This is a genomic window from Gordonia alkaliphila (genome assembly GCF_039542465.1).
Lineage (GTDB): Bacteria > Actinomycetota > Actinomycetes > Mycobacteriales > Mycobacteriaceae > Gordonia > Gordonia alkaliphila.
Window position 1 is genome coordinate 137,148 of the sequence record NZ_BAABIE010000011.1, and the last position, 11,391, is coordinate 148,538.

16 protein-coding genes are annotated in these 11,391 nt (G+C 67.2%); 8 read left to right on the top strand and 8 right to left on the bottom strand.

What is annotated here, in order from left to right; translation table 11 throughout:
* Positions 1-256 precede the first annotated feature (256 nt).
* The 6 genes from ABD989_RS12800 to ABD989_RS12825 all read left to right on the top strand — a co-directional run bounded on the left by ABD989_RS12800 (position 257) and on the right by ABD989_RS12825 (position 4,260).
* Positions 257-661 (top strand): hypothetical protein, encoded by a 405-nt coding sequence (locus ABD989_RS12800; protein WP_345313769.1) that lies wholly within the window; start codon positions 257-259, stop codon positions 659-661.
* A 108-nt stretch (positions 662-769) separates the two neighbouring features.
* A complete protein-coding gene (locus ABD989_RS12805) occupies positions 770-1,318 on the top strand; it encodes an antirestriction protein ArdA (protein WP_345313770.1) in 549 nt (182 codons plus the stop codon).
* Entirely contained in the window at positions 1,308-1,580 is a 273-nt protein-coding gene (locus tag ABD989_RS12810; protein ID WP_345313771.1) for a hypothetical protein, read from the top strand. Before ABD989_RS12805 ends, ABD989_RS12810 begins: the two co-directional genes overlap by 11 nt.
* A complete protein-coding gene (locus ABD989_RS12815) occupies positions 1,577-1,855 on the top strand; it encodes a hypothetical protein (protein WP_345313772.1) in 279 nt (92 codons plus the stop codon). The genes ABD989_RS12810 and ABD989_RS12815 overlap by 4 nt, the downstream gene beginning before the upstream one ends.
* Before the next feature lie 156 nt (positions 1,856-2,011).
* Positions 2,012-3,121, top strand: a complete 1,110-nt coding sequence (locus tag ABD989_RS12820; RefSeq protein ID WP_345313773.1) for an adenine-specific methyltransferase EcoRI family protein — start codon at positions 2,012-2,014, stop codon at positions 3,119-3,121.
* Complete coding sequence (locus ABD989_RS12825; RefSeq protein ID WP_345313774.1) at positions 3,121-4,260, top strand: HNH endonuclease family protein; 1,140 nt, start codon at positions 3,121-3,123, stop codon at positions 4,258-4,260. The genes ABD989_RS12820 and ABD989_RS12825 overlap by 1 nt, the downstream gene beginning before the upstream one ends.
* Positions 4,261-4,335: 75 nt before the next feature.
* Here the strand turns inward: ABD989_RS12825 and ABD989_RS12830 are convergent, their stop codons facing one another.
* The 5 genes from ABD989_RS12830 to ABD989_RS12850 are packed head-to-tail and all read right to left on the bottom strand — an operon-like array spanning position 4,336 to position 7,167.
* Positions 4,336-5,277: a hypothetical protein gene (locus tag ABD989_RS12830; protein WP_345313775.1), complete on the bottom strand. Its 942-nt coding sequence runs from the start codon at positions 5,275-5,277 to the stop codon at positions 4,336-4,338.
* Positions 5,270-5,914 (bottom strand): hypothetical protein, encoded by a 645-nt coding sequence (locus ABD989_RS12835; protein ID WP_345313776.1) that lies wholly within the window; start codon positions 5,912-5,914, stop codon positions 5,270-5,272. Before ABD989_RS12835 ends, ABD989_RS12830 begins: the two co-directional genes overlap by 8 nt.
* Positions 5,911-6,225, bottom strand: a complete 315-nt coding sequence (locus ABD989_RS12840) for a hypothetical protein (protein WP_345313777.1) — start codon at positions 6,223-6,225, stop codon at positions 5,911-5,913. Before ABD989_RS12840 ends, ABD989_RS12835 begins: the two co-directional genes overlap by 4 nt.
* A 1-nt stretch (position 6,226) precedes the next feature.
* A complete protein-coding gene (locus tag ABD989_RS12845; protein ID WP_345313778.1) occupies positions 6,227-6,964 on the bottom strand; it encodes a hypothetical protein in 738 nt (245 codons plus the stop codon).
* On the bottom strand, positions 6,961-7,167 hold the full coding sequence (locus ABD989_RS12850; protein WP_345313779.1) for a hypothetical protein: 207 nt from the start codon (positions 7,165-7,167) through the stop codon (positions 6,961-6,963). Before ABD989_RS12850 ends, ABD989_RS12845 begins: the two co-directional genes overlap by 4 nt.
* 130 nt (positions 7,168-7,297) lie before the next feature.
* On the opposite strand from ABD989_RS12850, the gene ABD989_RS12855 reads away from it, so the two are divergent.
* Both ABD989_RS12855 and ABD989_RS12860 read left to right on the top strand, forming a co-directional pair.
* Complete coding sequence (locus ABD989_RS12855; protein WP_345313780.1) at positions 7,298-7,546, top strand: hypothetical protein; 249 nt, start codon at positions 7,298-7,300, stop codon at positions 7,544-7,546.
* A complete protein-coding gene (locus ABD989_RS12860; protein ID WP_345313781.1) occupies positions 7,543-8,982 on the top strand; it encodes a type IV secretory system conjugative DNA transfer family protein in 1,440 nt (479 codons plus the stop codon). The genes ABD989_RS12855 and ABD989_RS12860 overlap by 4 nt, the downstream gene beginning before the upstream one ends.
* Before the next feature lie 60 nt (positions 8,983-9,042).
* On the opposite strand, the gene ABD989_RS12865 is transcribed toward ABD989_RS12860, so the two are convergent.
* From ABD989_RS12865 to ABD989_RS12875, 3 genes are read right to left on the bottom strand one after another with little or no spacing between them, the layout of a single operon-like run.
* Positions 9,043-9,426, bottom strand: coding sequence for a hypothetical protein (locus ABD989_RS12865; RefSeq protein ID WP_345313782.1), 384 nt, complete (start codon positions 9,424-9,426; stop codon positions 9,043-9,045).
* 16 nt (positions 9,427-9,442) lie between these two features.
* Complete coding sequence (locus ABD989_RS12870) at positions 9,443-9,736, bottom strand: hypothetical protein (protein WP_345313783.1); 294 nt, start codon at positions 9,734-9,736, stop codon at positions 9,443-9,445.
* Positions 9,733-11,244 carry a hypothetical protein gene (locus ABD989_RS12875; protein WP_345313784.1) on the bottom strand — a complete coding sequence of 504 codons (1,512 nt, stop codon included), beginning with the start codon at positions 11,242-11,244 and terminating at the stop codon, positions 9,733-9,735. Before ABD989_RS12875 ends, ABD989_RS12870 begins: the two co-directional genes overlap by 4 nt.
* Positions 11,245-11,391 lie beyond the last annotated feature (147 nt).

An 11,391-nucleotide genomic window follows, 5' to 3' on the forward strand; every position in this document is an offset into this window, starting at 1 on the left:
TGCACCGGGTCGGTGCAGGGGGTGTTTGTTTTCTCCGCCACGAGATCCCGTGCCGGACCCGCTGACCACACCACTCACCGGGCTTCGCCCGGGTGCGTCGGCTTCGCCGACGCCATCCCGCCTGACAGGGGGCCGGGCTTCGCCCGGAGCGCCTGCGGCGCATCGCGCGCGGGTCCAGCCCGGGCGGAGCCCGGGCCGCGGGGAGATGTGAGCGCGAAACCGCGCGCTCACTCCAACCATCACAAGGAGAACCCCCATGATCATCGACTCACTCACCGGCACCACCCTGCGCGACCCCGCCGCGGCGATCACCGTGGACACCACCGGCACCTTCAGCGCAAACGCCCTGGTCACGATCGCCCCGGTCGCCCGCACCGGCGCCTGCACCGTCGTCGACACCGGCATCCCCGCCAGCGCGCTGACCGGCGGGCACCGGTGCCCCGGCGAGACGATCCCCGGCGCCGGCTACCGCGGCGGCGACCTGATCCGTCACCGTCTCAGTGTCGGCGGCACCGAACTGCTGACGGTCGTGATGACGACGAAGGGGCGCATCAAGCAGGCCACGGTGCTCACTGACGCTGCGACCGCGACGCACTTCGACAGCGCCGCTGACCACGGCCGGTGGCTGCTCGCCGCCCTGGGTCGCGCGACCGCCGCCTGACCTCACCAGCACCCCCGCACCGAGCCCCGGTGCGGGGGTGCTCGCTTTCACCGCAGCGGCGCAGCCGCGGCCAATGGCCCTCTCGAATCCGATTCGAGGAGGCTCCACATGTCCGTATCCGCCGCGCATGAACCCACGATCTGGGCCGGTTGCATGCACCATTTCAACTCCGGCCACCTGGTCGGAGAGTGGTTCAGTGCCGTCGACGCCGACACGATCGGCCTTGCCGATGTGCACCGCAGCGGGCCCCCGGCCACACCCGAGTGCGAGGAGATCTGGGCGTATGACGTTGAGGGGTTCCCCGAAGCCAGGGAGATGGATCTTCTGGAGGCGGCCCGCTGGGGCGCTCTCTATGAGGAGATCGGCGATGACGCCTGGCCGGCCTTCTGCGCCTGGGTGCGCAGCGGGGCCTATGTCGAGGACGGAGACGGCATGCCCAGCACCGGCGACTTCGAGGAACGCTTCGCTGGCACCTGGCCGGACTTCCGCACCTACGCTTGCCAGCTGTCCGAGGACACCGACATGTTCGATGGCCTGCCCGAAGATCACGTCGCCGTGAGGTACTTCGATTGGGACTCCTGGATCCACGATCTGAAGTTCGACTACAGCATCGAGCCGAACTCTGAAGGCGGGGTGTTCGTCTTCCGTGACCTATGAACCGCACGAACCCGATCTCGCTGACTTCACCATCGTCGCGGTCCACGAACTGCGACACGGCGACACTTTGCTCGATCTCGGCAACGAACTCACCGGCACGATCACGCTGCTGCGCAGTGTCGATCTGAGCGAGCCAGGGGATCACGCGCTCGCCGAGATCAGCGTCGTCCTCTGCTGGCGGGGCGAAGAGCTCATTCGAACCGAGATCATCGCCAACCAGCTCGACCTGCGCGTCATCAAACCCCGAGAGGAGCACCAGTGACCAAACCGATCAGTCTCACCGTCCGCATCACGAACAGTTATTCCGAGCTCGGCCGGGAGTTCATCCACGACGAGGTCGTCGTCGTCGACGCGCCCGCGGCCGCGGTGATGACCGATCCCGACCGGCTCGCCGACTGGGCGCTGGACACCCTCATCGAGTACAGCGGCGAGGGACCCGAGTACACCCACGTCCACGGTGTCTACGCCGTCGTCGTCACTGCGGCGCCGACTGGTTACGAGGCTCTCAACGGCCTGGTCGCCTACGCCGAGGGCTGACACACCAGAACCCGCTGCACCGATCGGTGCAGCGGGTTCTGTCTTTTCGTGCCGAGCCGCGGCGCTGCAAGGGACCACAGGCCGTGCGTTCCCCCGGTTCGCCCCATATCTCGACTACCGTTAGCTCTGATCAGGAAAAGCAACGGAGCAGGGGCGATGGCAGGAAACGCGACGCTGAGCAAGGCGCAGTCGGCCAAACGGGACGAGTGGTACACCAGCACGGTCGACATCGAGAAGGAGCTGCGGCACTACCGGCCGCAGTTCGAGGGCAAGGTCGTGCTGTGCAACTGCGACGACCCCTACGAGTCGAACTTCTTCAAGTACTTCGCGATGAACTTCAACCACCTGAAGCTCAAGAAGCTCATCGCCACCTCCTACGTCGGATCGCCCATCGCCGGCTCGCAGCTCCCGCTGTTCGAAGCCGCCGGTATGCGCGATGCCGAGCCCACCAAGACCGCCTACAAGGTCGAGATCACCGAGGTGGTCGATCTCAACGAGGACGGCGCCATCGACCTGCTCGACGTCGAGCACCTGCTGCGCCACGACGCCAACGCGGTCACCCCGCTCTCCGGCGACGGCGACTTCCGCAGCAAAGAGGTCGAGGCTCTCCTGGGCGAGGCGGACATCGTCGTGACCAACCCGCCGTTCTCGCTGTTCAAGGAGTACATCCACCAGCTGATCGCGCACGACAAGAAGTTCCTGGTCCTGGGCGACCAGAACCACGCCAAGCACTCGGAGATCTTCCCCTACGTCACCGAGAACAAGCTCTGGTTCGGCTACGACAACGGCGGCACCAAGTGGTTCCGCGTGCCGATGGACTACGAGATCGCGACCGCTTCGAGGCAGAAGATCGTCGACGGCGTCAAGTACCTGAGCATGGGCCGGATCTACTGGTACACCAACCTCGACACCACCAAGCGTCACGAGCCACTGACGCTCTACAAGCGCTACAAGGCCGACGAGTACCCGAAGTACGTCAACTACCCGGCTATCGAAGTCGCCAAGGTCGCCGAGATCCCGTTCGACTACGACGGGGTCATGGGCGTTCCGATCACCTTCCTCGACAAGTACAGCCCCGAGCAGTTCCAGATCGTCGGCATCAGCACCCGCGACGCCGAACCGATGAGGAACTACGCCGAGCCGGAGGCGTACGCAAAAGACGGCAGGATCGTCGGCGGGACTGGCAAGCTGTTCCTGCCCACCGGAGACGGCCGATACACCGGCGTCTACGAGCGCATCCTGATCAAACGGATCGGAGACGCCTGATGGACATCGAACTGCACCCGGTCACCATCCGCGACGTCGTCGACCGCTACACCGACGACGGTGAGGGCGGCGTCTTCGGCTACGGCGGCCAGCTGAACATCAGGCCTCCGTACCAGCGCGAGTTCGTCTACAAGCAGAAGCAGCGCGACGCGGTGATCGACACCATCTTCAAAGGCTTCCCGCTCAACGTCTTCTACTGGGTCGAGAACGACGACGGCACGTTCGAGATCCTCGACGGCCAGCAGCGCACCGTGTCGCTGAGTCAGTACGCCAACGGCGACTTCTCCGTCGACGTGAACGGCAACCTCAAGGGCTTCCCGAACCTCACCCCCGACGAGCGGGAGAAGTTCCTCGACTACGAGCTGCTGGTCTACCGCTGCCGCGGTGAGGACTCCGAGAAGCTCGACTGGTTCCGCACCATCAACATCGCCGGGGAGAAGCTCGAAGACCAGGAGCTGCTCAACGCCACCTACTACGGCCCTTGGCTGACTCACGCCAAGTCGATCTTCTCCAAGACCGGCGGCGCGGCCTACGGCCTGGGCGAGAAATACCTCGTCGGCGAACCGATCCGCCAGAAGTACCTGGAGACGGCGCTGAAGTGGATCTCCGCGCGCGACGGTCTCGACCACCACAAGCAGTACATGGCCAAGCACCAGCACGACCAGAACGCCAATGAACTGTGGTCGTACTTCCGTAGCGTCATCTACTGGGTCGAAGACACCTTCCCCAAGTACCGCAAGCAGATGAAGGGCCAGCCCTGGGGGCCGCTGTACGACCAGTACGGCCAGCAGTCGTTCGACACCGACGCGCTGGAGGCCGAGATCACCGCGCTGGTCCAGGACAAGGAAGTCGGCAACAACCGCGGCGTGTACCAGTACGTTCTGACCCGCGACCCCAAGCACCTGAGTCTGCGAGCGTTCGACGACGATCAGCGGCTGGAGATGTACGAGGGGCAGGGCGGCCGCTGCGCCAACGGCACCAAGTGCAAGACCGTCGGCAACGACGACGGCCAGAAGGTGTTCGAGCTCAGCGAGATGGATGCCGACCACATCGTGCCGTGGTCCAAGGGCGGCAAGACCGAAGTCGACAACGGCCAGATGCTCTGCGTCGGCTGCAACCGCTCCAAGGGCGACCTGTAGGCCCCGTACCCTGAACAGCGAAGAACCCCCTGGTGCGCGAGCCGCACCAGGGGGTTCTTCTCGTTGCTTGTCGTCCTACTTCTCGTTGTCAGACGGCTCCGACTCCGACTCCGCTGCCTCGTCCGCCTCGTCGGTCTCATCCGACTCCGCGGTGTCATCGGCACCCTCCGGTTCGATCTTCTCCAGCACCAGTTCGGCGATTTCACCAGAAGCGGTGACGCCGTACATCGTGTCGCCCACCGACTTGCTCGCGACGATCTCGACGGCACGCTCCTTCTTCCCATCGACGACCGCATACGCCGTCGGGCGAGCGTTCGTCGGGCAGACATCGCGGTCGTCCGCGCCGACCTCGACGACGTTGCCGCTTCCCAGGACCACCGGCAGGCCGGCGGCGATGGAAACCTTTGCCCTGGTGTAGATGCCGGCGGGGTCCGAGGCGTACACCAGCAGCTGGTTCTGCCCGTTCTGCACGATCGAGATCTCGCTCGGGTTGCGCGTGTCACGCTTGCGCACTCGCGCCGAGACCGAGGACGGCAGCTTCGCCGCGGACTCCTGGCGCAGGCGGTGATCGGGCGGGTCACCCTCGCCGTCCCACTGCGCCGCCGCGGGGTCCAGACACTTTGCGCCCGTGACCCGCGTACCGGTGCGGACCGGCTCCGGCTCGGCCGACGGAGCCACCGATTCACGCACCTCCGCCTTCTTGTCCTCGACCGCCTCGCGCACCTCCGACGACTTCGCGGCGGCCCCAGCCTTCACATCCTCCACGGTGTTCTGCTGGCCGAGGCTGTGCATGGCATACGTCACGCCACCGCCGACGGCCAGCACCAGCACCGCGACGCCCCCGATCAGGGCCTTGGGCACCCGGCCGCGCTGCGCGGCCGGGGTCTCGGCGGCCGGCTGCTTCGCAGCAGGCGCCTCGACCGACTCCTCGACGATCTCGATGTCGTCTCCGAGCGCGGCGACCTCCTCAGGTGTCAGCTCGTTACCGTCCTCGTCGTAGTACTTGTCTTCAGACATTGTCGTTCTCCTTCTTGATGGTCTTGCGCACGACGACCCTCTTGGCCGGTGCGGGGGCAGGTGCGGGTGTCGGCTGCGGCGTGGGTGCTGGTGCGGGTGCCGATGCGGGTGCGGGCTGCGCGAGCGCCTCCGGTCGTAGGACGCCCTTCTTCTTGAGAGGGTCCACGTAGGCCTTCAGGAAGTTCGGCATGACGATGAACGCGCCGATCAGAGCCGCACAGCCTGCCGCGATGTAGAGGTTCTTGAAAACGGTCAGCGCCGAGACCATCCCGGCGCGCAAGATCAGGAAGGCGATCGCGTAGGTGAAGGCCAGCAGCACGATCCGCAACATCCCAGCACCGGTCATCCACGCCCGGTACTCGCCGGCGACCCGGGCCAGCATTCCCCGGGTCTCGGTGAACGTCTCCGGCGCCGCCGAATCCTTCGTCGGTGCGCTGACCGCGCCCTTGGCCCAGAGCATCTTGACGACCTGCACGATCATCACCGCCAGCCCGGTCCCCGCCAGCTCGGCGTAGCCGGAGTCGGCCACGCTCCATGCCAACGCGCCGACGCCGCCGAAGAAGAGGATCACGGCGACCAAGCGCACGATCTCGCTCGCGCCCGACGTCATGTTGATCTCGATCTGCTGTGAGCTCATTGGCCCGTCTCCTCGTCGTCAGCGGCACCCTCACCGAACGCCGCCACGATCTCGGCCGCACTGTGGCGACGCACCGTCTCAGCCTCAGCGGCCTGTTCGCGCGACATCTCACGCAGTTCCTCCGCCATCTCCTCCAGCGCGCCGGCGAGCTCCAGCGGATCGGTGCTGCGCGCACCGATCCGGATCTGGTGGCGCGCGTCCGCCGCGAGCGCGTCCCAGACGGCGTTCGCCCCGAGAGCGTCTTCCAGCTGCGCCACCAGCTCAGCGCCCCGGTTCAGCTTCAGCAGCGCTGCGCCCTTGTCCTTGGTCATGTCAGTTCTCCTCGTTGTCGTAGTCGTAGTTCTCGTAGGCGTGTCGCTCGTCGTCGAGCTCGTCGGTGCCGGCGCAGAAGTCGGTGTCGTCGTAGCCAGCCAGCGGGTCCAGCCGGGCCTTGTCCTTGTCGGGCGTGACGTAGAAGCTGCCGTCCTTGTTGCGCTCCGGGGGAGCCACGGCCCCGCGCGGCACGCCCGGCCAGCCCCAGACCCTGATCAGATAGGCAGTCGTCGCCGCGGCGACGATCAGCTGGAAGTCGAGCCAGCCGACCCACCCGCCGAAGCCGATCCAGTCGCCGGGGAAGTACCGTCCGACGCCGAACCAGACGCCGAACCACGGCCAGTCGGTCAGCATCCAGCGCAGCGCCAGCAGCAGAGTGGCCAGCACTGCCCACGGCCACCACCACAGGCGACCGATCCGCGGCGAGATCCGGTACAGCACCCTGTAGACACCCTGACCCGCCGCGATCCCGGCTCCGCCGATCACCGCGCCGAGGACGCCCACGACGCCGAGGCCGACCTTCTTGCCGAGGCCGACGTCCTCACCGGTCAGCAGCCGCCGCCACAGCGGCGGGGTCACATCGTCCTGCAGCGGTGCAGCACCGACGCCCGCACCGGCCAACTGTCCCCGGCGCGCCTCGCGGGCCAGCAGCTCGGCGCGCCGGCGGCCGCTCGTGCCGGCCCGCGAATGGTCCTGCGCCCACGCCGCGCGCTCGCGCTCCCAGCGGTGCGAACTCACGGCGCCACGCACCGATCCAGCGCTGCGGCGTCCATCAGCGGCAGACACGCCACGATGTCGCCGCGGTCGACACCGCCGCCACCGCTGCTGCTGCATCCGCCGCCGACGATCAGCCCGGCGACGAAGATCGCCGCGATGACGCCCGCCTTCGCGACCATCCGGGGGCTGACCCTGCGACGGCCGCCCCTGTCCTGCTTGCTCATGCCCTTCCTTTCCCATGTGCGATACCCCACTGGGCAATCGAAGATGTGTGCCACAATCTATACCCCTTGGGGTATCGTAGTCAACAGGGAAACCGCCGCTGACCTGCGGCGATTACGAAAGGGGTTATTCATGGCCACACTCGACAAGCACCAGGCGGTACCGCTGACCAGCGAAGAACTGGAGGCGTTCCGGGAGGCCGCGAAGACGAGTGCATTTACCACGGGCTTATTCGCCAGGGCACTGCTGCGGTACGCGCTCGCCCATCTCGACGACCCGGCGGTCATGCAGGCGATCGCCGACGAGAAGGCCGCAGCCGCGCAGCGCCTCAGTGACGGCGCGAAGATCGCCGTCGCCGCACGATGGGGGACCACCAAGTGAGCATCTTCAGCAAGGCGGCCCCGCAACAGAGCACACCGCGCACGCCTCGGCCGCTGCCCGACGAGCCCTACGCAGGCCTGCTCGATGTGCCGGACGGCGCGGTGATCACCGACCGCGCCAACCGCGGACTCAAGCACGGAGACGTGGCCCGCACCGCGCCGCACCTGATGGTCGTCGGCGGCACCGGTGAGGGCAAGTCGCGGACCGTATTGATCCCCAACATCATTCGCTGGGTCGGCCGGCCGGTCGTCAGCCTGTCGAGCAAGGGTGATGTCGCGGCCGCATCGATCCGCAAGCGAGCCCAGCGTGGGCCGGTGTACCTGATGGATCTCAGTAACGAGGTGCCCGAAGGCGATCTGAGGGGTGTGCCCGTCACCCGTGTTCGTCCCGATCCGTGCGCCCTCATCGACAACGACAACGACGCGCTCAGAATGGCTGATCTCCTGCAGGAGATCAGCTCCGGGAGCGACGGCGATGCGAAGTTCTGGAAGAACCTTTCGCGCCGGCGGCTCGCCGTGATCCTCCGCGCTGCGGGCTGGTACCCGGACCCCGAGACTGGAGCGAGGGTCTGGGGCGGGGGCGTCGAATGGGCGGTCGACGCTTGTGAAGATCCCGGTCCCGATGAGGTTCCCGACGTCGACAGCGACGACTTCGAGCTGGAGACGCCGAACTGGAACAGTGCCTACCTGCGCGCACGCCTGCTGAAGTCGCGGCACGCTCACTCGCTGATGGTGGCCAAGCGGATGGATCCGAAGCAGCGCGACTCGGTCGGCATGAACATGATCGACGCCCTGAACCAGTGGGCCGACACCGACATCGCCGGCACCGATGGCCCTGTCGAGTATGAGCCGTTCACGCCGGAGCTGCTGACCCGCGGAGCTGCCACCTTGTACATCGTCGCGCCGATGGAGGGCGCCGCAGTGCCGGTGAGCAGCATTCTGGTATCCATCGTGAACTACTGGCGCAAGCGCGTGCCCTTGATCGACGCCGGCGAACTCGGGGCCGTCCTGTTCGTGCTCGACGAGTTCACCAACGGCACCAAACTGCCCGCTCAGCGCGTACAGGGCTGGGTCTCCGAAGGCCGAGGTCTCGGCATTCGCCTGTGCATGGCGATGCAGGACAGCTCACAGCTCGAAGCGCTCTGGGGTCAGGCGGACGCGAAGGTCATGCGCCGCATCATGCCCGCGACCCTGATCCTGCCCGGTGCCAACGAAGAGGACATCCTCAAGAGCGCTGCCGCGGCGATGCTCCCGGAAGAACGGGTCACCGCCAGCGTCGACGCCGGCGGCCGGGTCTCGCAGAGCCGCGCGGCCGCCGAGATGAACTACTCGCAGCTGCTACCCCGCGAGAAGGGTGAGGGCCGGCTCATCCTGAAGGGCATGGCCGGGGTGAAAGTCCGGCTCCCGGACATCAGCGCGACCGACCTGCTCGACTGAGCGGTACCGACGACAAGACCCCCGACACCATCGGTGTCGGGGGTCTTGTTCTTCGCCGCACTACCGGCTCAGAGCCGACTCACGTGCTTGCTCGCGGGCCTTCGCGGCCTGCTGGCCGGTCTTGTTCACCTCGCTGCGGCCCTCGCGCAGCGTCGCCTTGAGCTGCTCCGGGGTCCGCGCCTCCTGGGCCTGGCGCTGCGCCTGCTGTCGCTGCTCGGCCTTGGCCTGCTGCGCCCGGGCGATCTTCTCCCGCTGCTCGCGCTGGCGCGCGGTGGCGGCCTTCTGCTGGCTCCGGGCTGTGGCCAACTCATCGGACTGCAGCGCCGCCTCGCCGTAGCGCTGGGCGATCGCCGCCTCACCGCCGGGCTCGCTCAGCATGGCCCTCATGGCGGCCACCCGCTCAGCGTCGACGTGTCCGGCCCGCTCCTGTGCATCGGTTGCCATCGGTTCTCTCCTCGTGTCATCCGGCCCGGGGCTGTCCCGGCGCCGGTGGTTCGCCGCCGGCCCGCTCAGCGGCCTGGCGCTCCCGCAGATCGGCGATCAGCCGGAAGTCCCTCGCGTCGATCCTCATCTGCCTGGCCTCCTTCATGTAGCCATCGGCGGTGTCGATCGACATCACGAACGTCGATGACCCGCCGCGATACAGCCGCGCGCTGTCGTCGTACCGCTCGGCCGCCCACTTCTCCAGCAGCGCTGCCTCGCGGTCCAGCCGGTCGGCCTCGTCCCGCATCTCCTGCGGAGTCACATCGCTCATCGGCTCATCCCTTCCTGTCCGCGGTGCTTGCTCTGCTCAGCGCCCTTGCTGATCTCGTGCTGACCCCCGCGGAGTGAACCCTTGAACTGCTTGGCACGGTCACCGACGGTCATCCCGGCCCCTGCGCTGCGGCCGCGGTACAGGCGCGCGCCCTCGCGGTCCAGCTCGTCGTTGACCTTCACCATGACCGGCTTGTTCGCCTCGTCACGCACGATTGCGCCGTTGTCGTCTCGCTGCACAATCCGCAAGCGCTCCCCGGCGTCGAACCTCGCGACCTCCATGGCCTGGACAGCTGCGACCGGGTCGTACTCGGGAACGGCATCGCGGCGGCGCTCAGCCTCGGCAAGAGCCTCGGCGACCTTCTTCGCGTCGGCCTGGGCCTGCTCCCGCGCACGGCGCGCGGCGGTGTGCTCGGCGGCCACCTCCTCACGACCGGCCGACAGGCCTTCGGCCCGGCCGGTCTCGTAGCCGGCCTGACGCTCCCGTTCGACCGCTGCCAGTCCCTCGGTCCGACCCTGCTCCCGCCCCTCGGCCACACCGGCGGCCAGGCCCGCGTCGTACCCGTTGGCCTCAGCGTGTGCGGCCTTCTCCTTCGCAGCGGCCAGAGTGCGCTCCGCCTCGGCGATGACCTCGGCCGCACGGGCATCAGCGGCGCGCCGCTCGGCGGCCAGCTCCACCTTCTGCACATCGATCTCGGCCGCGAGATCTGCCATCAGCCCCGCGGCCGAGTCCTCGGTCTCCAGCGCCGCGCCCAGATCAGCCATCGCCGTCTGCGACTGCTCCTGGGCCTCGCGGGCGGCGTCCATCGCCTCGCCGTAGTCGATCATGTCGCCGACGACCCGGCGATCGTGGCGCACCGGATCACGCTCGGCCTCGATCGCGAAGCCCTTCTCGACCAAGTAGTCCTTGAAGCGCTGGTGGTACATCTCCATCTTGCCGTCGGCACCGATGGCGACCATGACCGGATCGCCGGCCTTGTCGAAGACCGGCCGGCGGGACCGCTTGTCAACCTTCTGCCGCAACGGAAAGTTGATCTTGTCCTTCGGATGCCTGCCGAACGTGTAGCTGAACGAGTTCAGCAGCGCGTCCGGCTCCTTGCCGCGCGGATTCGCCGCGAAGGGGTCCACCAACAGCTGCAGGTGCGGCCGGTGCTCGTCCAGGTTCAAGGAGCCGCCGTGGATCGCATCCTGACCACCGGGCAGCAGCGCCGCCTGGAAGTCCATCACCGCCTCGACGTATCGATCGGCCTCCTTCTGCATCTCCGGCTTGATCCGGTAGCGGGGGAGCGAGACCAGCGGGCGGTCGTCCTTGCCGTCCTTCGGCAGCCCGTCCTTGCCGAGCGGGTGGTAGAAGGTGCCGTCCTCTTCAAGCAAGTACATGGGTAACTGCATCACGATGGTCTGGGCGTGCCGCTCGCCGGCACCTTCGCCGTGCTTGTCGAGCTTGCCCTTGATCGGCCGCGACAGCCTGTTCCGCCGAGCCGTCCCGTAGTCGACGACCTCCTTCAAGGATGTGGCTGTGCGGTACCAGTAGTGCCCCATAGAGTGGTGTAACTCGGTGACCAGGACTGTGACCGGCAGCGTGTGGCTGTCGGCATGGAAGCGGTCACCGTGTGATCCTTCGAGTCACCTTCCACAGAATCCTCGAATGGAGTC